A 24,715-nucleotide genomic window follows, 5' to 3' on the forward strand; every position below is an offset into this window, starting at 1 on the left:
ACGATACTTTCTAACGATGTTTTCGGCTTTCGAACCGGAGCGGCGAGCAAGCTTGTATGTTGGCACCATGCGCAGGAGCCACCTCATAGCGGCCGCGAGCATCTGTCTGGCGCTGATCGTCTATGCCACGCTGGCAAAGCTGTCAGGCCGGCCTGCGCTCATGGGTCACCACGAGGCCTATTGGGTCGTCGTGATCGAGCGCTTCAGCGCCTATGGCCTGCTCGGCTTCCTGTTATCGTTCCTGCTGCCGGGACGGTTTAGCCTCGCTTGCTCGCTCGTGATTGCGGTCGCCATGGGGCTGGAGCTGATGCAAGCGTTCATACCCGACCGCGATCCGGGCTTCCTCGACGTGTTGCAGAAGGCGGCAGGGGGCACCGCGGGCGTCATGCTCGCCCAGATAATCCTGGCGTTCCTGCCCAGACCACCTTCCTGAAGCGACGCGCATGGCCTCGATGTCTTCGGCGGAACGATCGGGCGACCCGGTCCTCACTTCATCATCTGGCCGCGCAACTCGCCGCCTGGGTTCGCGGCCGTGTGAATGTTCGCGTACCATTTGCCGGCGAGCAGATCCGACGCCTGCGCCTCGGTGAGGGTGGCACTGCCTTCGATCGGGCTTTGCGCCGTCTTGAACGGCAGGGCGATGCCGGCATTCTTCCCGGCCTCGCCGGGGCCGTGAAAATGCGCCCCTATCGCCGGTCCCGTCAGCCCGGTGAAGGTGACGACGTAGGTCAGGACCTTCGTTTCGGTGTCATAGCTCGCCTCCGCCTTGCCCGACCCGGTCGAGCTGTTCGGCGGCACTTCATTGCTTCCCTTGAGTTCCGCCTGCAGCTTCACGACCTCCGCACCTGCCGTTCCGCTTGTCGCGCTAACGCCTCCGACCAGCGCTAACGCCCCCAACAGTGCCACGGACCGTCGACCCACGGCTTTGCTCATGCATTTCCTCCTGCGGATTTCGCTGGTCCCCGCGATGAAAACACCGAGGAATGCCAGACATTCCACCGCAGAGTTTATGCTGATTCGGGACAACGCTCGCGGGAATTAGCCTTCGCAAGCGCATCACGCGCCGGCTCAAGCCGCCCCGCGCCTCGTGTGACGCTCGGAGGGAACCAGGAGCTCGGCCATCTTCCGGTGGGTGTCGTGCAGCGCTTCGATGGCGCAGTCGAGATCGAAATCCGCCTCGCGGACGGATGCAAAGAACTTGGCCGTCAGCGCCAGATCGAGCTTGACGCGCGTTGCACCGTCGCGACTCCTGCGACGATCGAGCGACAAATGGATGGCGCAGTCCCTCGCCTCCACGGCATCGCAGCCGCAAAGCGCGCCGAGTTCGTCATATGTCATCCAGATTTGAGGCATGTTCTTCCACCACGCTTGATCGATCGCAGACTGGATAGCTCTCGCATCTAAAGGCAGAGTTGCTGCAGCGCGAATTCGAGCCAACAACGTCAACGCAATGCTAAGCGCGGCGCAGACGCGAGCCCGGGTGGACCGGCACAGTTTGTTGCCGATCCACTGTCACTTGGGCGAGCCGGTCGTGAACGGATGCCGCGGCCGTGAACGGCTGTCGAGCCTCTTCGGCGGCTTGTCGGCCTTGAGCTTCACGACCGCGCCCCGGGCGTCGGGAGCCGGCGGCTCTTCCTGGCTGTAGATCAGCGTCGCTTCGAATTTCACGTCAGGCGCTTGCCGGGCCGTTCCCGAACAGGTCGCCATCGCCCCGCTATAAACGCCGGAGAGCTCGACCTCGACCTCGTCGAGCCCGAACACGGTCGGCGGCCCGTCGGCATGTCGCCGCGTGGTCAGGACGGCCGTGAAATGCCGGTCGTTGTCGAACTGATAGGAGCCGTCATAGCTGAAGAAGCTGTCACTGCCCGAGATCCGTCCCTGGGCCAGATGCACGATACCGGTGCCTTGCGCGTGCGCGGTTCTGAACCACGCCGCGTATTTGCCCTCTTTCAGCATGGAAACATCCACCCGTAATTTCCACGCGTATTTGCAACGAAGCTTGCGGCGCGACAATGACCGACACTGCGAGCATTCCGCCACGGTTAACGCCCCGCAAAATCAATCCGTCAAATTTCCGCGGCCCGCACGCGGCGGCGCACAGCGACGTCAAAACAATTCGATGCCGTCGTCAGCCGCTTCCACGACTTCGACGCGGCGCGTGGTGGCGACCGAGCTCAGCCCGAGCGTCTGCAGGAACTGGCGACTATGCCAATGATCGCTCCTACACGGTGCGCGATCCGGATCACTTCAACAGTCTCCCTGACAAATAATAGGCATCAAACTAATTGAGCAAAAACTCTAGCCGCCCACGACGGTTATCAGATGCCCTGGTCCACGCGCTTCGACGACCCGATCGCGCTGCCTGGCGGCGACAAGCTGCCGACGCTGCTCGATTCCGGCAACTATATCGCGGCGCTGCCGGCGAAGATCCAGCAACGGCCGGAGTGGCAGGCCGCGACCGAGGCGCTGCTCCTGGTTGCCGAGCGCGGCGGCCCGGCGATGATGGCGCGCATCGGAATGATGCGCGCGCTTAATGGTGAAGCCCCGGGAATGGCGATGGTGAAGCTGCCGGTGAGACTGGTTCGCAACCCCTGAGGGAGTGGGCAGCCATTAAGCTTGATCAGTTAGGTTAATGTCATCGCCCATTTGTCGATCAGCGCGGAGCTTGGTTAGCATACAACCATGACTGGTACCGGCAGACTCCTTATCAAGTGTCCACGCTGCAAGCATTGGCCGATGTCGATGCGCATCATCTCCCGACCGAGACAGGGCCTTCAACCGACCGAGCTTGTGTGCTCTGCCTGTCGGCACAGAAGGGATGGCCCTTCAATCCGCCCCGAAGATCTGGACCGCGAGCCGATGTCCTGAAAGGAGTGAGCAAACTAGATCGCACGGGGCGCTGAAAACATGTTACTGGCAGGGATGAAAACAGCCATCATCGTCACTTTACTCGCCCTCTGGTCATCAGCCGGAGCAGCACAAACACCTGTTCCGGACGCAAAACCCAGCGAACTTTCGATCCACGATCAGATCAAGGCTGATCGCGCACGGGACAAAGAGGCAGAGAAGGCCGACAAGTCGAAGCGTCCGTGGGACCGAGATAGCGATGGAAGAAGACCCTGGGAGGTAACTTTGCCGCCATCGTCGCCAAGCCCAAAGCCTTGAAAGGAGCGAACTAGATCGGACGGGGCGCCAGAAGCCACTTTTTTGAGGACACCCTCGCAGCGCCTGAGTGCAATTACTTCGGGAGAAGGCTTGTCTTCCTCACTCTCCCTGAGGGAGCGAAAATGACGAGAATGCTGCAATGCGCTGATCTGTTGACGGATGGCAAGTCGCCAAAGCCTTAACGGCATATGCTTAAGAGCGAGGGGCAGCGAGAGGAGGCAGAAAATGACCGTTCTCGTCGTGTGCATTGTCTTGAGCGTCGTTACTGCAATGACCCTTGCATCCCTGGCGTTGGTACCGCTTCTCGAAATTTGGCAAGACGACAATTAAGTCCTGAGAAGCGCATCTAAGAAGCCCGTCCGTGTGGCGGGCTTTTTTTGCCTTGAAGGGAGTGGACAACTGCCAGCCCTAAAGCTGGGGTCCAACGCTGAAAGCACTTCATTAGAGAGCCGACATGTATGCCGCCGACCACGCAACAAGTTTTGGACGATCTCAAAGCGATGGGAGAGCACGCGACCATTCCTGTAGGATGGAAGTCAATCGCGAGAGCGGCCGCCACTGAGATCGAGAAGTTCACGGCCGAGCGGCTGAAATTGATGCGCCGCCTGCGCCTAGATGGGCGACGCAAGCGCAGAGTGGCGCCGCTCGTCTGAAAGGAGTGGTCGGAGCATCCAATTCAACCTGCTTAAATGCGAAGTGCCGAGAACCGCGCTACCATGTCGTATGCTTGAGGATCTTTGATATCTCGAAGCAATAGCCCGCCGGCGGGCCGCATCAGCAGTCCTGAAAAATGAATGCGGGTCGGTCCGCTGACTTGAGATTAACGACAAGCAGGTATTTGGTGGGTTGTTCGATAGGAAGCTCGGCCGTTTTGGCGCCTCTCAGAATTCGGTCCACATAGTGAGCCCCAATTCGAGCCCAAGGCAGGAAAGTCCGACCCGTAGGAAATCAATCCGCCCGCTCGCGCAAAGCCGGCGTCGAAGCGCCACATCGTGGGCGCTCAATGCCGCAATGGCCCACTGCACCTTAATGGTGCGATCACGGCGCGCTGATGCCGCGCGGAAACGTCGCCGCAATTTGAGTAGTCGCTGCTCGGCGCCGGGGCGAATGGGATTGGGGCTAGGGAGGGGTGGCATAGTGCAGCTAGAGCAAGAGCTTGATGTAATTGAGATGGCAGCGGAGGCGAATAAGTAAACTGCTCTGTAACCTTTTGCGCAACACTTCGTGCACTGGTCTTAGCCGACGAGTGGACCGGTACCGGAATGAGGCCCTAGCGCAAACGCCCTGCGCTGGGGCTTTTCTTTTGCCTCCCGCAAGCCGGCTTGAGCTTTGTTGAGTTTCCCCACGGCGCACGCCTCAAGGTCTGTCGAGAGCCCGATCGATAATACTTTCAACTCTAATGATGGCTCGCTCTCTCGTCTCTTCTTGTCCGATACGTAGCGTAGGAGGCACGCCTACAATAACGCTCCATCGCCAAAGGTTCTGGGCGGTGCTTTCCTGGATCGAGTATTCAACGCCGCGGTAATTCATCCAGCGTCAACTTTGATTTTTCCGGCGGGTCCAGGGGGAAGCGGACAAGAAATTGCTCATGAACCGGTTCTGACAGAGTTTTAGGACAACGCCAGTGCGGCCCTTTGCATGTTAGCTGCCATGTCCGCCGTCACTGCACTTTGTTCGTCAACTGCCGCGGCCGTGCTGGTGACATATTCATCGACGTTTACAATGGCCGACTTGATTCCATTCAAAGCACCGAGCACGTCACCAGACGCGCCGGTCAGCGCAGAGATTTCGGCATTGATTTTGTCAGTAGCTTGCTTCGCTTGATTGGCCAGGCTTTTAACTTCGGATGCGACAACCGCAAATCCGCGACCGGCCTCGCCCGCGCGAGCAGACTCGATAGTTGCGTTTAGCGCGAGAAGATTAATCTGTCCGGTGATGTTAGCGATCAGTTCGACAATCCCGCCCATTGCATCGGTGGCCATTGTTAGGCGCTGCGCTTGCTCGTCTGCGCCTTCGACTCGACTAACAGCCATGTCCACAACGTTGCGTGCTTTGACCATCGTTTCGGAAATCTCCCGGATGGAAGCTGACATTTCCTCGCTGCCGGCCGCGACCGAATGAATGAGCCCCTTAGCCTCTTCAGCTTTCATCCGTGCAACAGCCTTCTCGGTCACGTCCGTGGCGTATTTCACAACCTTGAAAGGCTTGCCGTTAGGATCAAGGATTGGATTGTAAGATGCTTCGATCCATATTTCACGGCCACCTCTTGCAAGCCTCTTGAATTCACCGGCCTGGTATTCGCTCCTTCTAAGCCGATCCCAAAAGTTCTGGTAAGAGGACAAGCTACGTTCCGTAGGATCAACAAACATGCTGTGGTGCTTGCCCCGGACCTCTTCCAGCTTGTAGCCCATCGCGGCAAGGAAATTTTGGTTGGCCCATTGAATGGTGCCGTCCATCGCAAACTCAATCACGGCTTGTGACTTACGAATGGCTTCGATCTGCCCCTTCGTGTCCGCCGATTCCAGTCTTTGCTTAGTTACGTCGGTTGCGAACTTTACCACTCTAATCGGCTTGCCGGATTCATCGAAGATCGGATTGTACGAGGCCAGAATCCAAACCTCACTTCCGCCCTTCGCCAATCGTTTGAACTCGCCACTGACAAGCTCACCCCGGTTTAGCTTTGACCATCCATCCTTGTACGCAGCGCTTGCTGCAAATTCTGGTGCGACGAAAATCGAATGGTGCTTGCCGACTATCTCGGAAAGGCCATAACCCATCGCCTTAAGGAAGTTGTTGTTCGCACTGATGATGGTACCGTCTAGATCGAACTCGATAATTGCTTGCGCCCGGTCTACGGCAGCGATCTTGCCTGAGTGCTCAAGGTTACGCAGGTGCTGGGCGCTGATGTCGGTAGCAAATTTCACGACTTTGTACGTCTTCCCATCCTTTCCGAAAATTGGGTTATACGTGGCTTGAATCCAGATGGACGATCCGTCTTTCCTGATCCTCTTGTAACAGGCGGACTGGAACTCTCCGCGTGACAAACGCGTCCAGAACTCGTTGTAATCCGAGTGCTCGCGCTCAGCCCGGGGCACCAACATGCTGTGGTGCTTGCCTTCAATCTCCGCAAGTGAATAGCCGACCGCCTTGAGAAAGTTGTCATTCGCCTTCAAAATCGTCCCGTCCGGCTTGAACTCGATAATGGCCTGCGACCGGTTGACGGCTTGGGCGGTGGCCAGCGCATCTTTAATAGCGCGATTGATCCAGCGAAACATGGCAAATCCTTCTTTAAGCAATATAGAAAGAATGTGTCGGTTGCGTTAAGGAACGCCTAATCCATGGGTTGATGCCGTGAATACCTCAATCTAAACGCCTCGGCTGCAAAGATTGGCTAAAGATTGTTGCCCTCGTCGCGTCCATCCGAGTAGGGCTGGAGCAAAGCCGATCGCTGACCGGGCCTTGTGTGCGATAGCGAAACTAGTCTCATTGCAGTGGGGGCTCGGATGACTGAACCAGCTCATAAGCTCCAACTGCCGCTCCAATTGCTCATTCAAGAGCATCAGCGCTCTAACTGAGCCGCGCAGGTCACCGTCACGAGCGGCGACGATCTCATCGATGGCCAGCTCGTATTGATCAAGAGCAGAATTGGTGCGCTGGCGTGGCATGCGAACAACATCCAAACAGAAATCTAAATAGATGGTGCCACCACACCGCCATTTTTCCAGCAATTCACATAGAGTATATGTTGTAGCAGAGATGCAACCTATGCAGCATCTTTGTTGCGCAGCAGGCTCATTGAGGTGACTAAAAGACCTATTTAATCTTGGATTAACGGGGGCGAAATGTTTGACGTCTATCGCAATGGGACGGGCGGCTTGCTCGTTCTAGGTTTGGGCTCGCACATACCGCCGGCTTGCTCAGGCAAGAGGTGGCGCAAGAGCAGAAAACGGGTTCGGAAAGTCAGTGACGAGATCAGATCTGCGGTTCAACAACGCGGCTTCTACGTTCGCAGTTTGCGGGTCACAAAGTATCGGATGGCCGAGATCAGCGCGAACCTGCGACACTCTCCAGGGCAACTTTCCGCAGATCGTGTCCAGCCGCCGTCAAGTGGGACCCTAGGACAAGACCGAGCCTTCTTAGCGTCAGGAGGGCAAGAGGGTCGCACAGTTCAATGGAAAGTCCGGCTCCCAATATCGCAATAGTGCGCTGTTCATTGCTATCGAGATCGGTCCATGAGATCTCCATCACGCGCCTCCGCGCCAAGAATTACCAAAACCCAAACGCGCGCCCGATCTGCCGCAGCATATCCGTGGCAGCGTCGGTGTACCGACCGTGGGCTAAATATCGATCCAACTGCGCTGTGCTAATCAGCGCGACAACTACCACCGTGAAGCCCTTAAACATTGGGCCTCTCCTCCAAGAGACCGCCAACCGGGCGTGTCAAAGTATTAAACTGAGTTCTCGGAATGCGCTGCCGCACTGTGGCGACCCAATACAACAAATGGTGACATTGACCTCTCACCAATTTCTTAACGGGCGCATAGTTGCGTGCGCAGTGGGATGAGCCAATGCGCCACCGGATGATGCGTTCGCTATCGCTGTGCGTAGAGCGGGCAAGGAAAATTGATCCGCCGGCATGTATCGGGAGGAGATCTTGGAGCCTCCGTCTGACGTGTTGATTTCTGTTATGGGCGGAATAGCTGCGAAGCAACTTACCGGCGTTCGGGCCATGGTTCACAAGCGATGCCGTCCCGATCGTGGTCGTGGTGTTTCCAATAGCCGGGCTCTCCGGGCCTTGCGGGCGCATCCAAAGAGCTACTGATCACCGAGGCCGGCCGTGAAGTCGCAGATGTAATGAAGGCGCTATCGCGGTCAATTACCCCTTACCACCGAGACGCCCGGCACCGAGGCTTTTGGGCTAATCGACCGGCTTATCGGCTCGGCGCAACAAACCTTTCCCATTGCAGCTCTAGATCCAGAAGATCCAGCGATGTCCCCCACTCCTGAGCCTATCGAGCATTCGCCCCCAGTCGGAGCTGATCCCCGACCGAGCACTCGGCACGCAACCTCCAACGACGAAGGCCACACAGTCGCCGCATCGCGCGCTCCTGCCGGCAAGACCATAGGCGGCAAGCTCAGTCGCCTGGGCCTCATGTGGCGAAATCATTTAGAGCAGGACCTGCCGAAAGCACGACCGGCGAGTCGGAGCGCGGGCCTCAACGGCGGCATCGTTGCGCTGGTCAGCTTCCTCGCCATCATCGTCTGCGCCGGAGCAGCCATCGCACTAGCGCAGATCAGATCGTTGAAAATGGAAATCTCCTCGCTGCAACGGGAGCTGTCAATTCTGAAGGAGCGGCCCTCTCGCATGGACCAGGCCGAGAAGGCTAGAGAAGCCAAGGACGCGAAGGCGCGGGACGAAGCCGACCGGCGGCTGGCAGCTATTCCTCATCAGGCGCCGCTCAACCTGTCCCGCGAGGAGGTTCAACTCATTCGCGAATACATCAAGCCAGCTCCCCCCAGCGCCCCTTCCGCCGCACCGGTAAGCGTTGGAGACCCTGTCGCATGGCCGACCATTCCCTTCCCTTCGCCCGTCACGGAGAAGGTACCCAAATTGCTCGGCGCGCGATTCACGATTCGCAACGGTGCCATCCTCGTCGTGCGGCGCGACAGTCGTCAGGTCGATGCTGTGCTGGAGCCGAACTGAGGTCAGTCTCGCGACGGGCCGGCGATCGCGACGCAATCGGTCTCGGCCTTGCTGGGGGCCTGCAAATAGAGCAAGTGGGAGATGAGGCACGACAGCAGAGTGGCCGCGAGAATTCCCGCGAGCAGGTAGAACCCCTCCCCCGACGGCACCGCAATCCACCCCAATGACGCCTGCCGCGACGCTTGCGCAGGGCTTTGCCACGACATCAGCAGGAAGCCGGCATATCCGGCGGCGAACTGCGTGGAAACTGCGAGCGGCAGCTTTGAGCGCATCATCAGGCCGAGACAGGCCAGCGCGAAGATCGGCAGCGCAATCCCGAACAGCTGGACGCCTGCGAGGTCGGTGTAACCGGCCAGCGCCTCGTGGCTACGCTGAAACAGCCCGAACACCCTGAGGTTCAGGTACCAGAGCGTCGCGGAGGACGGGGCGCGCTCGAGCGCGAGGGAGGCCAGCTCGGCGGACAGCGTCGCCACGAACAGGGCCAGGGGTCCGAGAAACTGGAGTTTGAATAGCCGACTCATGCGACAAGACTAACGTCGCAAACGTTGATCCTGTCTTAAGGGTTCCGGCGCTCCCTCCCGGAAAGCGGAACGCCCTCAACCGGCGGTTAAGGCGGCTCAGGGCTGGTTGTTCGGGGGCCGCTCGATGAATCGCCGGCTGCCGTTGAGCAGCTCGAGATTGTTGGCGATGACGGGATTGCCGGGGTCGAGCGCATAGGCCTTCTCGAACTTGCGCCGGGCTGCCGTGAGATTGCCGCGCAGCATGTAGGAGTAGCCCTGATCGTTCAGGACCTGGACGGTCTCGCCTCCGAGGCGGATCGCCTGGGCATAGGCCTGGTCAGCGAGATCGAAGCGGCGCAGGCGGTCATAGCTCGCGGCAAGACCCATCCACGCGGTTAGGTCCTTCGGCGACTTCTCGACGCCGTCGCGGAAATAGCGGTTGGCGATGCCGTAATTGCCGCGATTGAAATGCTCCAGCCCCAAGCGCACCGGCTCGTCCGACGGATAATATTTGACGTCGGTCGGCTCCTGAACGGGATCGGGGCCGCCGGCGTCGACGGGCGCGACGATCGCGGCCTGCCGCACCGTGTAATCACAGGCGGCAAGGCCGATGGCGAGCCAGCAACAGGTCAGCATCAGGATCAGACGCCGCATCAGTCCTTGTCCCCCGCCGGCTTTCCCTAACCTCTGCCAGCCCCCAAAAAAATCCCGCAAAACAACCCCATGCACAGTAGCCATAGGATTGAAATGACTTTGCTTTCTATCTCGCTCCCGCATTGCCCACCGGTACGGAGATACCGGCAGACGCTCCGGCTCCCAGACCTTGCACGTCGATGGACTGGGTCGGGGTTGGCCGTACCCCCATTTGCTTCGTCGCATCGCTGATGTCGGGAAGCTGATCCACGGGCTGCTTGGTGTCTCCGTAGCGCGTGACGGCCTTCCCGACGCGGCGCGCATCTGTGGCGATCCGGGTGTCGCCGACATAGCGTGGCCAGGGCGTGATGGTGTGGGTGGCAGCGTTGACCTGCTTGGCATCGCCGGCGCTCATGGTGATGGTGTCGGAGCGCTGGAAGTAGCGGTCCACCTCGTCATGGCCGGCGAGACCGTAGCATCCCCCGAGCAGGACGGGCGCGCACAGAGCCAGATACCTGATGGTCATCCTCGCGTCCTTTAGTTGAGGGTTTTCACGACGGCCTGGTCGGCGGCCGCCGCGGGAGGCGGCGGACGCGGCCTCCTGAGCTCGGGCGCGATGATGTGGCCGTAGGGGCCCCTCACCTCGCCGCCGGAATTGACGTAGTCGTCGTAGCGCTTGCGCACTTCCATCTGGCCGTTGAGGAAGAAATCGACGTCGTTGGCCGGCAGCCGCGAATCCAGCGGCGAGGCCAGTTGCTGGCCGGGCGCCGCCGGCGCCACCAGGCGCGGCGTCACGATGATGACGAGATCGGTTTCCTCCTGCTGATAGGACTTGCTGCTGAACAAGGTTCCAATCACCGGCACTGAGCCGATCCAGGGCAGTTGCGAGACATCCTGGCGGTTGCGGGTCTGGAGCAGGCCGGCGATGGCGAAACTCTGGCCGTCGCGCAACTCGACCGTAGTGCGCGCATCGCGACGGGTCAGCGCAGGCACCGTTGTTCCCTGGATCGTCACCGCGTTGGCGAAATCGAGTTCGCTGACCGATGGCTCAACCCGGAGGTTGATCACGCCGCGCGAGAGGACAGTAGGAACGAAAGCAAGCTCGACACCGAACTTCTTGTACTCGATCGTCACCGTCGGAAAGCCGGCGGTGGTATTGGTCGGTATCGGCACCGGAAATTCGCCACCAGCGAGAAAGCGCGCGGCGTCCCCGGAAAGCGTAGTCAGATTCGGCTCCGCAAGTCGGCGAGCCAGCCCCTTTGTTTCCAGAGCCGAAATCAGCAAATCGACTGAGCTGCCGTTGCTGGTGCGTAAAATGCTGGTCAACAGGGTCCCAAACGGTGTTGGAGCTATCCCGCCAGCGCTCCCAATGAGCGTCCCTGCCGTTCCCAAAAGAGGAATCGTGCCGGCTGGAGGACCGACGTTGGGCATATCGACCCGGCCGCTGTTCGTGTTAATCGAAGCCGGCCCACCACGCCCGGAATTGGCGATATTCGACCCGCTGGCATTCGCGGCATAAAGGTTCACGCCGAGTTCGCGACCAGCCTGGCGGCTCGCTTCGATAAAGCGAACCTCCAGCATCACCTGCTGCGGCGCCGCGACGTTCATGGCGTTGACGACGGTGCCCCCCTTGGCAACCGTCCCGGTGGCAATCGACATGGCGCGCTCCGCGGCGACGGCATCGGCAACCGTTCCGCTCAGTACCACCTGACCTTCGGAGGACGAGACGCGGATGCCGTGCGAGCCGGTGCTGGCGCGGATGTTCTGCTGCAGGCTGTTGGTGTCGATGGCGACCTCGACGTCGAGGATGCCGATCTGCTTCATGGAGGCGTCGAGCAGGATGACATTGGTGGTGCCGGTCTGCTTGCCCTGGATATAGATCAGGTGATCGCTCAGCGACTTGACGTCGGCAATCTCCGACGAGCCCGCAACGATGGTCGCGAAGGCTTGGTCGACGCGGAAGGTCCGGGACTTGTTGACGATGACCTTGACGCGCTGGACGTCGCTCATCTCGCTGACGAAGACGCCGCCCCCTGAAACCCGCCGGTCGGCTGCGCCGGCGCCGTCCGCGGAACCGACCAAAGCTAGGCCGGTGCCCAGAGCCAACACGCTCAGGGCGAAACGCCTGCTTCCGGCCCCCATGAAAACGCGACCGCCACCCATTTCAAAACCCCTTGCCGCATTCTGCGACTGCCCAACAATGTAGTCCCGGGCGCCTTAGCAACTCTCCTTCGCACGCGACGCCACAGAGCTTACAATTCGTTCCACTACAAACCGTTACCGGGTATCCTCATCCCGGCAGGGCTTCGGACGCCAAACCGCCCCGCCAAATCGCCCGCCTGAGGATCATCATCAATCCCGGGAGGAATTGGCAAGGCGAGACGTCCATTGCGGTGCGGCAACGCCACAGAAAACTGTCAAATGTTGCCCTCCGGCACCACTTTTCTCACCTTGTTGGCAGCAGAATGGGCCTCACACACGCGCACAACTAACAGGTACCATCGCACGAACCTACGACCAGCGATGAGAATGCCTAAGCCACGTTGATGCCGGGACAATTCGGTTCATGGCGAGAACGGAACCTGAGTCGAGGCGCTCGGCGCGTTGAGCGACGTGCCCCAGATCGGAATCAACATGGCGAAGCCCGGTTGAGACGCCGTAACGGTCAGCATTCCCCCTCCCGACGTCGTGGCGAGCGTAGGGGTGAGACCGCCGGCATAGAGGAAGGGGGCCGTGTTCTGCTTCTCCGTGCTGGAGAGATAGTCGCCCGTGCAGCCCGAGGGTGAGTTGTTGCTGGTGACGGCAGGCGTGTAGCACGCGATCATCATGGCACGGGCGCCTGCTCCCGCGAGGTGCCGGAGCGACTGCATGGTGATCGCATACCGCCCGAAGTCAACGATCGCGAACACCAGCATGAAGAACACCCCGGCGACCACGCAGAATTCGAAGGCAGCTACTCCGCGATTGTCGAGCTTCTTCATCACTTCACCAGAGCAACGACTTGGGTCTTGGCGATGGTGCCCGGCGCGCAGCCTGATGTGCTGAGGTAAGCACTACCGCTCATCGTGAGAGTATTGGCAATCACCTCCGTACAGGTCGTATTTGTACTGGCAGTCGTTCCGTTCCAGGTCACATCGACATTGGGGAAATATAGCGCGCCGCCCAGAGCAACGTTACCACTGCCGTTGATGGTGACATTGTTGTTGCTCTTGGTCGGGGCCTGATCGTCGATCAGAACGCCGTTCAGAAGAGAAGAGAAGGAGTTGGTTGCAGGCGCGGAGAGACTTACCGTAGCGCCACTGATGGAAATGCTCGAGTCCCCGAGCAAAACGAGGGTTACGCCGGTTCCTGAATTCGTGCACGTGCAGTTGACGTATCCGCCATTGATTTTAATCGATGCCTTATAGAAGAAATACGTGCCGGACGTTGCGCCTTGTGTGTCAAAAGTTACGTAGTCTCCTGTCGTCACGGTGAGGTCCTTGTATGCCCCCGTGCCCGAACTGTTCGGGGTGATCTTATAACAATTCTTGACATCACTAGGTAACCCAGCGGCGCACGTTATTTTCTGTAGTGGCGCCGTATTGCCGGTTCTGCTGTTGAACGATGCAGTATTCAATGGCGCAAGCGGATTCGTCGCGGGCAGCATGTTGTAATTATAGGGCACCCCGGGATCGCAATTGCCGGAATTGGTGCAGCCATTGACGGCATTCACAGCCCAACCCGAACCGGAGAAAGTGGGAGTGCTCGCGTATTTGACGGTGTTATTCGCCATCAGCCCACAGCCATTTCCGGTGATGTTGACGCTGCCGCCCAACGTCAGTCCGATGCTGTTGGGGGACAGCCCCAACGCACAAAGGTCCTTAGGATTTTGGATCTCAACAATCGCTTGAGCGCGGATGTTGGCAGTTGACAGGCCAAGCACACCGGCAAGGTATGTCGGCTGTTGCTGGGTCACAACGGAACGAACGAAACTGCCACTCGCCGAACTGGCCCACGCCCCCACAGAATAGCTGCCTCGATCGATCTCAACCGTCCGCACCGTACCCGCCGGAAGGGCGCAGCCCGCAAACGAATCGCCGGAATTGCAGAACGAGTTCTGTGCGGCGAACTGCTTGCCGCGGTAAACATAGTCCTGGTCCGTATCACAATTGCTGCTTCCGGAAATCGTGCAGGCGAGAGTCAAACCGCCGGAATACGCCGCCGCATCAGCGGCACTCTGAGCGTGTTGCTTGGTAACGTACCATGATCCCGCCTCCGCTCCGAGCGCTATGACTCCGACTAGCGGGACCAGCGCGATGACGGTTGCGAATGCAACGGAGCCACGACGACAGCCACGAAGGTTGCGCACAATGCCCTCCTATTGAAATCGTTCTGAATATTTAACCATGCAGGTGCTGCACAACAGCGATTTGAGCACCATCGGAGACAACGAGAAGCTCGTCGTGAAGGTGTAGTACTTGGGCAATGTCGCGGCCGAAGCGCACGGAGCGGGGGTGCCATTACAGTACACTTCCGCAGTAATGGAATAGCCTCCGACGGACGAGGGCAGTGAGCTTTTCCAGTCGCTGACAGCGGATGAGCTGGTGACATCGCTCGGCGGCTTATACTGAGTGAACTGACCCATATCACGCAAAGCCTGATGCGCAGAAAGGTACTTGAAACCAGCGATCGCAACGTCAGCGAGCGGAAAAAGGATAGTCAAGAGGATGAAAACACAAACAAGGGGCAATTCAAACGAAACAGCCCCGCGTTGATCCTGGATGAACGAAATGTTGCGGCCCATGCCTGCCTCGCCGTGCAATTTTCCTGAGCGCGCGCCGACCTACTTCAGCACACGGATCAGATTCAAAAGCGGTCCCCCGCCCAGGATGACGAACATGGCAGGCAGGAGAAACAACACCATCGGGATTGTCAGCTTGGCACCGAGCTTGTGAGCGCGCTCCTCGAGCTTGGTGATCCGTTCCCGCCGAAGATCCGCGGCGATGCTGCGCAAAACCTGACTCAATGGCGTTCCGTATTGGAGGCTCTGGCTGATCATGGTGCCGAAGCGCCGGAGTCCATCCGACAGAAGGCCCATCTTCTCGAACGCATCGGAACGATTCGGCAGTAACCGGAGATCGTCCAGAAGCCCGTACAGGACGCGGGACATAGCCGGATTGGTCTGGTCCATTTCTGCAGCTACGCGTTCCAAAGCCCCCTCGAGCCCCATTCCGGCTTCACTGCAGACGACTAGAAGATCTATCGCATCCGGCGTGCCCAGTCTAATTGCGGCATCGAAACGCTGCTTCAGCACAAACAAGATGAATCGGGGTCCTACAATCCCGACCACCAGGCCAACAAGCGTCAGGAGGAGAACATCCTTTGGCTCACTTCCCGAAAGCTGCGCACCAACAAAGGTGACGACCGGCAAGAAAACCATGCTGACGATTTTGATCCCGAGCCAGATCGGCAGAGTCTTGTGATGGTTGAATCCGGTCGACTTCAAGACGGCTCGCAACTGATCCAGGTTCTCCTCAGCGTGGAAGCGCCGATAGCGCATGCCGATGGACGAGATCCAACCCGTCACGTCGTGCGACGCCGTGGGAACGCCCCGAACGGCATTCGACACCCGGGTGTTCAATGCCCGCAGGTGCATTTCACGAATGATCAACAGGAGCGTTGCGGTCGCCGCTACAATGGCAAGCGACACGAAACCGAGACCAGCGGTCATAACGTCGTCTCCCTCCGGATCAACCATCGGATCACGAAGTGCCCGATCAACACCGAGACGACCGCGTAAGCCAGCATGTTGTTGCCAATCGGGTCCTGGAAGAGCGGCTCGATCGATTGCGGACTCAGCTTGTAGATAATACCGCCGATGATAAGCGGCGCGAACGTGAGCGCGCGCGACGAGAAGATCACTTCGCCGGCCAGTGCTTTTGCGCGAGCAGCAAGGGCAACACGCTGACTGATGGTTTCGCCCAAAGTCTGCAATGTTTCGGATAAACTACCGCCAGACTTCAACTGAACCCCGAGCGTCACCGCGAAGATACCGTATTCGGTGACGCCCGTTCTTCGATAGACCGCTTCAACCGCTTCGTCTGGAGCTCTCCCCGTGCCCAGCTCGCTGCATACGATCGCGAACTGAGCCGCGGTCGGTTCCGGCATGTCGCGCGCGATGGTACGAAAGGCCTCTTGCACAGGCAGGCCGGAGCGAACCGTACTGGTTACGATCTGAATGGTGTCGGGAAGCTGTCGAAACAGCCCGTCAGCGAACCGACGCCGCTGCCATCCAAAAAGACCTCGCATCACGAGGACGGCAGCAATCGCAGCTGCGATCGCCCCATAGGCAAGGGGGTACTCGAAGAAGTTAACGACGTAGAATATTGCTGAGGCGACGACAAATGCCGAAAGCAATACATAAGCCGGATGCAGCGAGTAATTCACTTCAGGCCTGTAGTTGGCCAAAAGGTAGATCAACTGAGAGCGAGGCGCGGCCTCGGACCTGCGGATCGTCGGCAAGCTCTCCTTCGTCGTGGTCTTGAGAGCCGTCGCCAGCTGGCGGTCAAACCGCTTCTCGCGTGCGTCGAGCCACAAGGATGTGACCGTGGCGCACAGCAGGAGAACAAGAACGATCAGGATCGCGGATTGAGGGATCATATCTGCCTCATGGCCTCGGCCCAGGCGCGATCCAGCCCGAAATAGACCAGACGGCTCTTGAATTTCGGGACCGCGTTGGTCGATGTGTATACGCCCAAAATCCGCCCGTGAACGTCCTCCTCCTTGTACTCGAAGGCTGCAATGTCGTTGGTGGTGATCACCTCGCCCTCCAGGCCGACCACCTCGCTGACCTGGACGATGCGGCGCTGACCGTCGCGCATGCGCTCGACGTGCACGATCAGATCCAGGGCAGCAACGATCTGGGTCCGGATCGCCCGTGAGGGCAGATTGACCTGGCCCATCTGCACCATGTTCTCGACTCGAGTGAGGGCGTCCCGGGTGCTGTTGGCATGCACGGTGGAGATCGAGCCGTCATGGCCGGTGTTCATGGCCTGGAGCATGTCGAAGGCCTCGGCGCCGCGTACCTCGCCCACCACGATCCGGTCCGGACGCATGCGCAGCGCATTCCAGAGGAGATCGCGCTGCGTCACCTGCCCGGTGCCTTCGAGGCTCGGCGGCCGGGTCTCCAGGCTGATCACGTGCGGCTGCTGGAGCTGCAATTCCGCCGCATCCTCGATGGTGACGATGCGCTCGTTGTGACCGATGAACTGGCTGATGGCGTTGAGCAGCGTGGTCTTGCCCGAGCCGGTGCCGCCGGAGACCAGCACGTTCAGCCGCGACCGGCCCGCAATTTCCAGCAGCTTCGCGATGGCCGGGGTCATCGAGCCGTTCTCGACCATGCCGGCCATGTCCAGCCGGCGGCTCGGAAACTTGCGGATGGAGATGCAGGGACTGTGGATGGCGAGCGGCGGCAGGATGATGTTGACGCGGCTGCCGTCCGGCAGGCGGCAGTCCACCATGGGGCTGGATTCATCGACCCGGCGCCCGACCTGCGCGGCGATCTTCTGCGCGACCGAGGCGATGTGGTCGTTGTCGCGAAAGCGCACCGCGATCCGCTCCAGCTTCCCGCTCCGCTCGACATAGACGTTGCTGGGGCCGTTGATCATGATGTCGCTGATCGACTGATCCATCAGGAGCGGACGGAGCGGGCCATAGCCGGTCATGTCGTCGGCGATCTCGTCCGCGAGCATCATCTGCTCGCGGCCCGACAGTTCGAGCCGGTCCTGGTTAGCGATGCCGTGAATGATCTCCTCGACCTGCCGCCGCAGGATGTCGCGGGAAACGGTCGCTGCGACCGCCGGATCGATCTGCTCGATGACCCGTTCGCGCAGCGACGCCGGCATGACGGGATGATGGACCGCACTCTCTTCGCGTCTCGGCGTCACCTCGGAGCTCGCAGCGCTTGGAGATGACAAGGACGGGCTCGCCGGCGGCGCGGGCGCCACGGGCATAGGCGGCGGAAGGCTCGCCGCCGGCGCAGGCAAACCTTCCGGCAAATCGTCGGGGCGTCGACCGAATTTCTTCATAGCCCGAGCAGCCTCCGCAGCCGGCCCTTGCGCTGGGCGCCGATGCCGGTGATCTCCCGGACAATGGGGGCGAGGTGACGCCGCAACTTCCTGACGTGCTTCAGCGCGGGGATGCCGAGATTGACCGCCTGGGTCATGCCCTTGCCGAGATCCGGGATCACCATGTCGGGCTCGGCGCCGAGCGCCTTGACCATGGTGGCGCGGGGAAGTCCGCCGGCACGATCGGCACGGTTGAGCAGCGTGAACACCCGGTCCTTGCCGGCGATGTTGGTGACGGCAGTGCGCAGCGCATGGGCGTTGCGCAGCCCGGTGACCTCGGCTTCCAGCAGGACCAGCACGTGCCGCGACTGCTCGATCACCGAATGCATCGACGGCGGAAACGGCACCGGCACATCGACGATGACGTAGTTGAAGCGCTGGCGCAGCAGGCCCAGCACGTGGCGCACCCCCGCCTCGGTGATGTCGAGCTGCGCGTCGAGTTCCTCATCGGCCGAGATCAGGGACACCCGTTCGTTGACCTCGATGGCCGCGCGTTCGATGAACAGCGTGTCGGCGCGCATCGGATTTTCCAGCGCGATCCGCAGCCCCGGCCCGGGCCGAACGCCCAGCATCACGGCGGTCTCGCCGCCCTGTAGATGCAGATCGAGCAGCGCGACCTTGGCCTTGGTGGTTTCGGCGATCTGCAGCGCGAGATTGATGGCGATGCTGGTCGCGCCCGCGCCGCCTTGCGCGCCGCAGATCGAGACCACATGCCCGCCGCGATCGGCCGCAACGTGCGAGGCGTCCCCCAGCAGCTTCGGGCGCAGCTGGTCCAGCACGACATCCCGCGTCAGCGGCTTGGGAAGATACTCGGTGAGGCCGAGATCCATCAGCTGGCGATAGAACGTGATCTCCCTGTTGTCGCCGATCAGCGCCACGCGAACATCGGGCGGGCAGACGCCGGCGAGGCGCTCCAGCTCGGGAAAGGGATCATCGATACCGCTGATGTCGGTGACCAGGGCGAACAGGTCGGTGTCGGTCTCCAGCATCTTGATGGTATTGCGGATCGTGCCATGCTTGATCGCTAGATTGCTGCCTTCGAGACCTTTGCCGAGCGCGCCGGCGCTGATCTCGTCGTTGACGAAACAGACGATCCGGTTGCGTGCGACGAGCGATGACGTTTCCTGGGGCGGAGTGACCAATGCCATGTTCATCAACGTTTCTCCGGCAGCCTGGCGGCATAGCCAATTGCGCTCGCGGTCCGGCTGGCCGCTTCCGACCCGTCGCAGCTCAAGGCGACGTCGCTGCCTTCGGAGTCCTGCTTCCGGACCGTGTATTGCTTGACCTCGCCGCCGGAATGAACGACCACCGCCGTCCTCTGGCCGGCCATGGCATTCTGGCGCGCAAGCTCGGGCGAGACGTCACAGCTCGAGATCGACCCCGTGTCTCCCCTGTCCCACTGGTCGATGGCGGCGCGCACCGCCAGCGACAGCGTGCCGAGCTGCTTGGCCACGGTGACCTTCTTGACCTGCTCTTGGGTCAGCTCCAGCGACACCGTCTGCGGCAGCTTGCCGGCCACAGAGGCAATTCCGCGCCCGCCCTGAACGATCTCCTGATCGATCGCGATGACGCGGACGTTGCGCAACACGGTCTCGCTCATCGCGCGACGGGCGGGATCCGCCTTCTCGAACACCTGGGTCAGCACGACGTCGACATGGTCGCCCGGCCTGACGAGACCGGAGACGCCGGACTCCTCGTCGACCTTGATGCTGATGGCACGGCTGTCAGGCGCCAGCACGCTGGCGAGGAAACCGCGATCCCGCGGACGCAGGATGTCCTGCAATGTGATGGGGCTGCCGGCGTCCACGAACTTGCGGACCAGGGAGCCGGGAAGCCCGGCCGCCGATTCCGGCGTTTCGAGGATCGCTCCGGTCGGAACACGATCCGGCGCCACCTGGCGCAGCGCGAAATCCTCCTGGCGGGCCAGCGTCCCCTTCGGCAACGCTCGGGTCGCGACGTAGTAGCCGACCGTCGCAGGGGCCGCCGCCCCCTTTTCCGCAATTTGCATGGGGACCGGCTTCGGCAGGTTCATGTTGTAGGCAATGAGTCCGAGTGCCGTGGTCGCGAGCAACAGGACCATGATGATCGAGATGCGCAAGGCGGATGACATATCAAAATCCTCGACTGAAAATGGCCCAGATGCCGCCGCAGGCGATGGCAACGCCGTAAGGCAATGGTGCATGACGCAGATGGCGCCAGCGCTCGATGGCATAGACGCGGCGTGCGAACGACGCTCCGGCGGGAGCGAGCCGGGGAGATGGCAGGTTGCGCATGGTCACATGCAGCAGGGCGAGAACGCCGCCGGCCAGCGCAGTGACCGTCAGCAGCTGAATGATACCGCTCAAGGGAAGACCGACCGCCAGAGCAGCAAGCAGCTTGACGTCGCCGCCGCCCATCCAGCCCCGCATGTAGAAGGCCAGCAGCACCAGAAAGAGGATGGCAGCCGCGACCAGCGATTCCAGGAGCTGCATCGGGCTTGCCAACTGACTGACGATTCCAAGCAGGGCCAGCGCGAGGCAAATCTCATTACGGATTGTTCGTGTTGCGATATCGACCGCCGCGACATGCAGCAGCAACAGGACTTCCAAAATGGAAACTATGGAAATGATCCAACTCATGAAACTCGTGCCTCGGGGCACCTCAAGGAATACTGGCAATAATATCGAGGTCCGCCGTCACGGACTCGCGAGCTGACCTCCGATATCCGGACGGCGCTGCCGATCACGCGGATCGCATGGTCGAGCGCATTATGGCCGGACCAGCAGCACGGAATAAAAGCAGCGACAGCCGCTACGTAGAGAAACTTGAAACGAGACCGTGCAGCCAACCCAACTTAAGTACAGGCTCGGGAATAATTTGCAGTGGGAGGAGGAAAACGGATTGTCTGCCTCCTCCCATTTGAAGTTTAGAGAGGAAGGGCGATAGCCGTGGTGACCTTGCCAACCGCAGCGGTCAGCGCGGCCGTAAGGCTGGTGCTGCCGGTGCCGGCGAAGAAGCCGATCACGACGGTGATCACGGCCGCGGCGACGATGATGTACTCGAACGACACGACGCCGTCCTCGTCCTTGCGCAGCTGCTTCAGGGCTTCGGTGGTCTTGATGTAATACTTCAACATGGAGAAAATCCCTCTACTAAAGATGAACTGACCGTTACCGTTGGCAGGCAAAAATGAGCCAACTGAGGAACATTTCTAATATTTCCCGGGAAAGTTGTCACCTGCTAATCCTTTCTTAACCTTACTCAGGGCACCCGGGCGAGTACGGTGAGGACCTTTTCCCGAGTATCAAGGGGTGGATGCCAGTTCGGAAATACCGAACTGCATCGTCAGGGGGCAATCAGCCGTTTTTTGGCGAAACGATTGGCAGGGCCCGGCTTGCCGGCGCGCGTCACCTGCGTCAGGTCGCGCCTGGCCGCGACAAAAATCGCCTGACGGCTGGTCGAGGACAACCCGGCTTGAACAGAAATTCCGAAGACAATCGGCCGTACGCGCCAACGCCGCTATGCGTCATGCGCCACGGCCGGCCTCTTACTCACCGAGACTCCCGCGGCGGCCCGGCGCTGGGGCCGGAGGGCTCGCCGCGCTGCTGGGTCTCCGGTGTCGCCCCGTAAGGCAGCGGCTTGGCATCCGGGTCCGCGCGGCCGCAGGAGCGGCTGGTGCAGAAATAGCCGACATAATCCTTGGTGTCCGCGCGATAGATCTTCACCAGGCCCTGGGTCTGGTCCACGATGATGTTGGAGCGGTGGACCACCTGTCCATCGGCAGCATAAGCCGTCATCAACACGCGCCCGGCCTTCAGGCCGCGGATCGTGAAGACGCGATCGGTTTCGGGAATGACCTGCGCGATATCCTCGACGGAAAGCGAGAACCTGGCAACGGGCTGATCCAGGGTGAAGGTGCGCGCCTGCTCAGCGCGAAGCTCGATCGTCTCGGTGGCGACGATCTCCTGCATCCGCTGGGCGCCGGCTGGGCCGGTGACGCAGACCGCGATGAGCGACACCAATGCCGCCGGTAAAATCAATCGATTCATGAAAAACCTCCCGAGAGACAGAAAAGCTGGTGAGCGCAAATGACACGCGGGCAGCGAACACTAGCACGGTCCGCGGCAGCCGTCTCTTTCGTGTTGATGCGATGTGCCCCGCGCTTGCGTTCGAACGAGGCTTGGGAGAAGCTGAATGCGGGCCGCGGGGGACAGCCATGCGCATTTATTCCGCTTTATCCGTCTTTCTCGTCTGCTGCTGGATGAGCTCCGGCGCAGCCCACGGACAGGCTGCCTATCTGGTCGACGAACGGCCCTGCCCCGACCTCGACCCTCGCCTGCGGCAGCCGCGCGACAATGAGTGGTGCGACTACGTCACCAAGATTAAGCGTTGCGACGGCGATCTGGCCGAGCGCCTGTTTCAGCAAAGCCGGGCGCCGGCCTACCTGATCTCCGAGCTCGGCACCGAACACCCTCGCCGGCTGATCTGCTATCCCAACGATTAGAAGCGCGGGGCGGCCGGTGATCGTCACGGCACGGATGGGACCGCGCTTCATACAGTCCGGAATCGCTTCGGTCTTTGCATACCTCTAACGTAAGCGTGGCCGGGGCCGGCATTTCATCCCGAACTAGATTTTCGATCGGCAAGGGGCCGGCGAAAGGTGGCCCCTTTCAATTTGGCGGGAAAGGAAGCCCGCCTCCGGCAATGTCGGTACGGAGGCGGGCCAAAGGTCACTTTTTTGGCGGCGCCGATCCTCCCCGGGGCTGGCTTGGGAAACGTCGCTACGCAGGTCGAACCCTAGCACTTGGGATCCTTCCTGGGAACCCGCCCCGACTCCCGTAGCACTACCGAGCGTGGGACGAAAAGCGCCTCGTCGCCAGATCGAAAGGCCCGCGCCGCAGCTCGTCTCAGCAGCCGGCGAATGCCAGACTTGGTTTCGACGCGGTCTTCGCTGCATAACCGTCATCTGCCGCGCGAGGCTTTTCACGCGGCGAATGCTGTCGACAAGACGAATTGTGGGCAATCGATGCTGGAGATTGAAGACCAATTTCCGAAGGCCGCTTAGCACGAAATCCTCCTGCAGGTCATGCAAAATCAGTTCGTTCAAAAAGACGTTTTCGCTGGGTACGGCGACCGGTTCGGTCTCGCGCGCCGGCCGGTGCCCAGCGCCATGGCCTGCGTCGCACTTGAGCTTGGCGGAGCCGCCTTTCCTCATGCCGTGTCCCGGAGCCAAGGTCATATGGTGCCGGCGAGAAGCTCGATCAGGTTGGCCCAGAAGAAATATCCCTGCACGTAGGGTCGCCGGGATTCCAGCAATGCGCGATGCTCCTGCAACCCACGAACGGAGGGGCGCCAAAGAAGGTGAGGACCTCTTCCTCGTTGTAAGCATCCCGCTCGGCCGCGGGACGATTGAGCTTGGTGCCGAACTCGAACGAGGGCACCGGTCCGCAGGCGAACCAGTGCTCGACCGCGAACTCCCAGAATGCTGTCAGACCGGGAGCATACTTGCCGTCCAGGGTGGTTTGACTCACGCGCGTAGTCCACCAGCACCAGATCGAAAGCGCGCTCCTGCGCGCAGGCCAGCGCCTCCACGGGATCGAGGAAGGTGGTGGCCTCGACCAGACCTTCAGCCTCGATGTGACGTCTCAGCGGACGATTCCCTGTCAGAGGAGCGGGGCGCCTCTCGCTCACAGTATAAAGACTGCGGCGGCGAGCTCGCCAGACGCGGACCATCCGCCCGACGCCGTCCCGACCGCCTGACCCGATCAACCCGCCAACATCTTGCCGCGGCTCCGTTTTTTCTCCGGTCGCCGGTTTGAACCTGTTCCTGCTAGAGTGGCACCAAGAACTAAGAGTGATTCTGGTCACACTTGCCCCGGCGCCCTGCTGCTAGGCATCGAACCAGGACGGGCACCAGAGCATCGTCGAATTGGATGAGAATTCCCATGAAAAGCCTGATCGGCGCCGGTGTCGGCGCATTCTGCCTTGCGGCCCCCGCTTTGGCGGAGACTCCCGCTGCGATCGTCGAGGACGTCCAGGGCAAGGTCGACGGCATCGCGTTCATGGATTACGTGGCGCCGGGCAAGATCATCAAGCTCGGCCCCAAGGCCAGCATCACGCTCAGCTACCTGAAATCCTGCCAGCGCGAGACCATCAGCGAAGGTGTCGTCCTGGTCGGCGCCGAGCAGAGCACCGTGCAGCTGGGCGAGGTGAAGCGGGAAAAGGTGCCCTGCGATACCAATGCGGCAAAACTGTCCGAGCGCGAAGCGAACCAGAGCGCCGCGACGACGTTCCGCACCATGCGCTCGGACGCCAAGGGCGCACCCGCCAAGCTGCCGACGCTTTATGGCGTCTCGCCGCTGGTGCAGGCCAAAGCCGGCGGCACGCTGGTGATCGAGCGCACCGACGACAAGGAGCCCACGATCAGCGTGCCGCTCAAGGGCGATGCGATGACCGGCGGCGGCAAGTTCTATGATTTCGCCAAGGCCGGGAAGACACTGACTCCGGGCGGCAGTTACCTCGCCATCCTCGGTGCCAAACGCTACACCTTCCAGATCGACGCCAGCGCCACCTCCTCGCCGACCCCGATCATCGGCCGCCTGCTGCGGCTCGAATAGGCGGACCTGGCG

At 60.7% G+C, this 24,715-nt stretch carries 27 protein-coding genes; 6 read left to right on the top strand and 21 right to left on the bottom strand.

Features of this window, described 5'->3' with window-relative positions; translation table 11 throughout:
* Positions 1-67: 67 nt before the first annotated feature.
* A complete protein-coding gene (locus tag HZZ16_RS12955; protein ID WP_197948840.1) occupies positions 68-433 on the top strand; it encodes a VanZ family protein in 366 nt (121 codons plus the stop codon).
* Between the two features lie 53 nt (positions 434-486).
* Here the strand turns inward: HZZ16_RS12955 and HZZ16_RS12960 are convergent, their stop codons facing one another.
* From HZZ16_RS12960 to HZZ16_RS12970, 3 genes are all read right to left on the bottom strand, one after another.
* Positions 487-933, bottom strand: coding sequence for a CHRD domain-containing protein (locus HZZ16_RS12960; RefSeq protein WP_197948841.1), 447 nt, complete (start codon positions 931-933; stop codon positions 487-489).
* A 135-nt stretch (positions 934-1,068) separates the two neighbouring features.
* Positions 1,069-1,353, bottom strand: a complete 285-nt coding sequence (locus tag HZZ16_RS12965; protein ID WP_197948842.1) for a hypothetical protein — start codon at positions 1,351-1,353, stop codon at positions 1,069-1,071.
* Positions 1,354-1,512: 159 nt separating this feature from the next.
* Positions 1,513-1,956: a hypothetical protein gene (locus HZZ16_RS12970; protein WP_197948843.1), complete on the bottom strand. Its 444-nt coding sequence runs from the start codon at positions 1,954-1,956 to the stop codon at positions 1,513-1,515.
* A gap of 366 nt (positions 1,957-2,322) precedes the next feature.
* Between HZZ16_RS12970 and HZZ16_RS12975 the strand changes: the two genes are divergently transcribed.
* A complete protein-coding gene (locus HZZ16_RS12975) occupies positions 2,323-2,595 on the top strand; it encodes a hypothetical protein (protein ID WP_197948844.1) in 273 nt (90 codons plus the stop codon).
* Positions 2,596-3,623: 1,028 nt separating this feature from the next.
* On the top strand, positions 3,624-3,818 hold the full coding sequence (locus HZZ16_RS12980; RefSeq protein ID WP_197948845.1) for a hypothetical protein: 195 nt from the start codon (positions 3,624-3,626) through the stop codon (positions 3,816-3,818).
* 957 nt (positions 3,819-4,775) lie between these two features.
* Here HZZ16_RS12980 and HZZ16_RS12985 read toward each other — a convergent pair.
* Together HZZ16_RS12985 and HZZ16_RS36995 are read right to left on the bottom strand one after the other, a co-directional pair.
* Positions 4,776-6,440, bottom strand: a complete 1,665-nt coding sequence (locus HZZ16_RS12985) for a methyl-accepting chemotaxis protein (protein ID WP_197948846.1) — start codon at positions 6,438-6,440, stop codon at positions 4,776-4,778.
* 1,437 nt (positions 6,441-7,877) lie between these two features.
* A complete protein-coding gene (locus tag HZZ16_RS36995; RefSeq protein ID WP_311974133.1) occupies positions 7,878-7,991 on the bottom strand; it encodes an excalibur calcium-binding domain-containing protein in 114 nt (37 codons plus the stop codon).
* Between the two features lie 164 nt (positions 7,992-8,155).
* On the opposite strand from HZZ16_RS36995, the gene HZZ16_RS12995 reads away from it, so the two are divergent.
* Positions 8,156-8,869 (top strand): PilN family protein, encoded by a 714-nt coding sequence (locus HZZ16_RS12995; RefSeq protein WP_246510098.1) that lies wholly within the window; start codon positions 8,156-8,158, stop codon positions 8,867-8,869.
* Between the two features lie 2 nt (positions 8,870-8,871).
* Here HZZ16_RS12995 and HZZ16_RS13000 read toward each other — a convergent pair whose 3' ends face one another.
* From HZZ16_RS13000 to HZZ16_RS13070, 15 genes are all read right to left on the bottom strand, one after another.
* On the bottom strand, positions 8,872-9,342 hold the full coding sequence (locus HZZ16_RS13000; RefSeq protein ID WP_197948847.1) for a hypothetical protein: 471 nt from the start codon (positions 9,340-9,342) through the stop codon (positions 8,872-8,874).
* A gap of 144 nt (positions 9,343-9,486) precedes the next feature.
* Entirely contained in the window at positions 9,487-10,023 is a 537-nt protein-coding gene (locus HZZ16_RS13005; protein ID WP_197948848.1) for a tetratricopeptide repeat protein, read from the bottom strand.
* 106 nt (positions 10,024-10,129) lie between these two features.
* A complete protein-coding gene (locus HZZ16_RS13010) occupies positions 10,130-10,528 on the bottom strand; it encodes a hypothetical protein (protein WP_197948849.1) in 399 nt (132 codons plus the stop codon).
* Positions 10,529-10,539: 11 nt separating this feature from the next.
* Positions 10,540-12,165, bottom strand: coding sequence for a type II and III secretion system protein family protein (locus tag HZZ16_RS13015; RefSeq protein WP_197948850.1), 1,626 nt, complete (start codon positions 12,163-12,165; stop codon positions 10,540-10,542).
* 401 nt (positions 12,166-12,566) lie between these two features.
* Positions 12,567-12,983, bottom strand: coding sequence for a TadE family protein (locus HZZ16_RS13020; RefSeq protein ID WP_210342451.1), 417 nt, complete (start codon positions 12,981-12,983; stop codon positions 12,567-12,569).
* A complete protein-coding gene (locus tag HZZ16_RS13025) occupies positions 12,983-14,350 on the bottom strand; it encodes a pilus assembly protein TadG-related protein (protein WP_197948852.1) in 1,368 nt (455 codons plus the stop codon). Before HZZ16_RS13025 ends, HZZ16_RS13020 begins: the two co-directional genes overlap by 1 nt.
* A gap of 9 nt (positions 14,351-14,359) precedes the next feature.
* The gene (locus tag HZZ16_RS13030; RefSeq protein ID WP_197948853.1) at positions 14,360-14,785 is read right to left on the bottom strand and encodes a hypothetical protein; all 426 of its coding nucleotides are present in this window, start codon (positions 14,783-14,785) and stop codon (positions 14,360-14,362) included.
* A 39-nt stretch (positions 14,786-14,824) separates the two neighbouring features.
* Complete coding sequence (locus HZZ16_RS13035; RefSeq protein ID WP_197948854.1) at positions 14,825-15,712, bottom strand: type II secretion system F family protein; 888 nt, start codon at positions 15,710-15,712, stop codon at positions 14,825-14,827.
* Positions 15,709-16,641: a type II secretion system F family protein gene (locus tag HZZ16_RS13040; RefSeq protein ID WP_197948855.1), complete on the bottom strand. Its 933-nt coding sequence runs from the start codon at positions 16,639-16,641 to the stop codon at positions 15,709-15,711. Before HZZ16_RS13040 ends, HZZ16_RS13035 begins: the two co-directional genes overlap by 4 nt.
* Positions 16,638-18,068: a TadA family conjugal transfer-associated ATPase gene (locus HZZ16_RS13045; protein ID WP_197948856.1), complete on the bottom strand. Its 1,431-nt coding sequence runs from the start codon at positions 18,066-18,068 to the stop codon at positions 16,638-16,640. The genes HZZ16_RS13040 and HZZ16_RS13045 overlap by 4 nt, the downstream gene beginning before the upstream one ends.
* On the bottom strand, positions 18,065-19,261 hold the full coding sequence (locus HZZ16_RS13050; protein WP_197948857.1) for a CpaE/TadZ family protein: 1,197 nt from the start codon (positions 19,259-19,261) through the stop codon (positions 18,065-18,067). The genes HZZ16_RS13045 and HZZ16_RS13050 overlap by 4 nt, the downstream gene beginning before the upstream one ends.
* The gene (gene cpaB, locus HZZ16_RS13055; protein ID WP_197948858.1) at positions 19,261-20,217 is read right to left on the bottom strand and encodes a Flp pilus assembly protein CpaB; all 957 of its coding nucleotides are present in this window, start codon (positions 20,215-20,217) and stop codon (positions 19,261-19,263) included. Before cpaB ends, HZZ16_RS13050 begins: the two co-directional genes overlap by 1 nt.
* 1 nt (position 20,218) lies before the next feature.
* The gene (locus HZZ16_RS13060) at positions 20,219-20,725 is read right to left on the bottom strand and encodes an A24 family peptidase (protein ID WP_197948859.1); all 507 of its coding nucleotides are present in this window, start codon (positions 20,723-20,725) and stop codon (positions 20,219-20,221) included.
* A gap of 287 nt (positions 20,726-21,012) precedes the next feature.
* Positions 21,013-21,222, bottom strand: a complete 210-nt coding sequence (locus HZZ16_RS13065; RefSeq protein WP_197948860.1) for a Flp family type IVb pilin — start codon at positions 21,220-21,222, stop codon at positions 21,013-21,015.
* A gap of 415 nt (positions 21,223-21,637) precedes the next feature.
* Positions 21,638-22,135 (bottom strand): pilus assembly protein N-terminal domain-containing protein, encoded by a 498-nt coding sequence (locus tag HZZ16_RS13070; protein WP_197948861.1) that lies wholly within the window; start codon positions 22,133-22,135, stop codon positions 21,638-21,640.
* Positions 22,136-22,302: 167 nt separating this feature from the next.
* On the opposite strand from HZZ16_RS13070, the gene HZZ16_RS13075 reads away from it, so the two are divergent.
* Complete coding sequence (locus HZZ16_RS13075; RefSeq protein WP_197948862.1) at positions 22,303-22,590, top strand: hypothetical protein; 288 nt, start codon at positions 22,303-22,305, stop codon at positions 22,588-22,590.
* A gap of 757 nt (positions 22,591-23,347) precedes the next feature.
* Here HZZ16_RS13075 and HZZ16_RS13080 read toward each other — a convergent pair.
* Positions 23,348-23,617, bottom strand: a complete 270-nt coding sequence (locus tag HZZ16_RS13080; RefSeq protein WP_197948863.1) for a hypothetical protein — start codon at positions 23,615-23,617, stop codon at positions 23,348-23,350.
* A gap of 414 nt (positions 23,618-24,031) precedes the next feature.
* Here HZZ16_RS13080 and HZZ16_RS13085 point away from each other — a divergent pair, with 414 nt between their 5' ends.
* On the top strand, positions 24,032-24,703 hold the full coding sequence (locus HZZ16_RS13085; protein WP_197948864.1) for a hypothetical protein: 672 nt from the start codon (positions 24,032-24,034) through the stop codon (positions 24,701-24,703).
* Positions 24,704-24,715 lie beyond the last annotated feature (12 nt).

Origin of the sequence: Bradyrhizobium glycinis (assembly GCF_016031655.1) — a bacterium.
GTDB lineage: Bacteria > Pseudomonadota > Alphaproteobacteria > Rhizobiales > Xanthobacteraceae > Bradyrhizobium > Bradyrhizobium glycinis.

Coding starts and splice junctions, on each gene's coding strand:
- HZZ16_RS12955 (WP_197948840.1), top strand. CDS start 68: ATGCGCAGGAGCCACCTCATAGCGGCCGCGAGCATCTGTCTGGCGCTG.
- HZZ16_RS12960 (WP_197948841.1), bottom strand. CDS start 933: ATGAGCAAAGCCGTGGGTCGACGGTCCGTGGCACTGTTGGGGGCGTTA.
- HZZ16_RS12965 (WP_197948842.1), bottom strand. CDS start 1,353: ATGCCTCAAATCTGGATGACATATGACGAACTCGGCGCGCTTTGCGGC.
- HZZ16_RS12970 (WP_197948843.1), bottom strand. CDS start 1,956: ATGCTGAAAGAGGGCAAATACGCGGCGTGGTTCAGAACCGCGCACGCG.
- HZZ16_RS12975 (WP_197948844.1), top strand. CDS start 2,323: ATGCCCTGGTCCACGCGCTTCGACGACCCGATCGCGCTGCCTGGCGGC.
- HZZ16_RS12980 (WP_197948845.1), top strand. CDS start 3,624: ATGCCGCCGACCACGCAACAAGTTTTGGACGATCTCAAAGCGATGGGA.
- HZZ16_RS12985 (WP_197948846.1), bottom strand. CDS start 6,440: ATGTTTCGCTGGATCAATCGCGCTATTAAAGATGCGCTGGCCACCGCC.
- HZZ16_RS12995 (WP_246510098.1), top strand. CDS start 8,156: ATGTCCCCCACTCCTGAGCCTATCGAGCATTCGCCCCCAGTCGGAGCT.
- HZZ16_RS13005 (WP_197948848.1), bottom strand. CDS start 10,023: ATGCGGCGTCTGATCCTGATGCTGACCTGTTGCTGGCTCGCCATCGGC.
- HZZ16_RS13010 (WP_197948849.1), bottom strand. CDS start 10,528: ATGACCATCAGGTATCTGGCTCTGTGCGCGCCCGTCCTGCTCGGGGGA.
- HZZ16_RS13015 (WP_197948850.1), bottom strand. CDS start 12,165: ATGGGTGGCGGTCGCGTTTTCATGGGGGCCGGAAGCAGGCGTTTCGCC.
- HZZ16_RS13020 (WP_210342451.1), bottom strand. CDS start 12,983: ATGAAGAAGCTCGACAATCGCGGAGTAGCTGCCTTCGAATTCTGCGTG.
- HZZ16_RS13030 (WP_197948853.1), bottom strand. CDS start 14,785: ATGGGCCGCAACATTTCGTTCATCCAGGATCAACGCGGGGCTGTTTCG.
- HZZ16_RS13035 (WP_197948854.1), bottom strand. CDS start 15,712: ATGACCGCTGGTCTCGGTTTCGTGTCGCTTGCCATTGTAGCGGCGACC.
- HZZ16_RS13040 (WP_197948855.1), bottom strand. CDS start 16,641: ATGATCCCTCAATCCGCGATCCTGATCGTTCTTGTTCTCCTGCTGTGC.
- HZZ16_RS13045 (WP_197948856.1), bottom strand. CDS start 18,068: ATGAAGAAATTCGGTCGACGCCCCGACGATTTGCCGGAAGGTTTGCCT.
- HZZ16_RS13050 (WP_197948857.1), bottom strand. CDS start 19,261: ATGAACATGGCATTGGTCACTCCGCCCCAGGAAACGTCATCGCTCGTC.
- cpaB (WP_197948858.1), bottom strand. CDS start 20,217: ATGTCATCCGCCTTGCGCATCTCGATCATCATGGTCCTGTTGCTCGCG.
- HZZ16_RS13060 (WP_197948859.1), bottom strand. CDS start 20,725: ATGAGTTGGATCATTTCCATAGTTTCCATTTTGGAAGTCCTGTTGCTG.
- HZZ16_RS13065 (WP_197948860.1), bottom strand. CDS start 21,222: ATGTTGAAGTATTACATCAAGACCACCGAAGCCCTGAAGCAGCTGCGC.
- HZZ16_RS13070 (WP_197948861.1), bottom strand. CDS start 22,135: ATGAATCGATTGATTTTACCGGCGGCATTGGTGTCGCTCATCGCGGTC.
- HZZ16_RS13075 (WP_197948862.1), top strand. CDS start 22,303: ATGCGCATTTATTCCGCTTTATCCGTCTTTCTCGTCTGCTGCTGGATG.
- HZZ16_RS13085 (WP_197948864.1), top strand. CDS start 24,032: ATGAAAAGCCTGATCGGCGCCGGTGTCGGCGCATTCTGCCTTGCGGCC.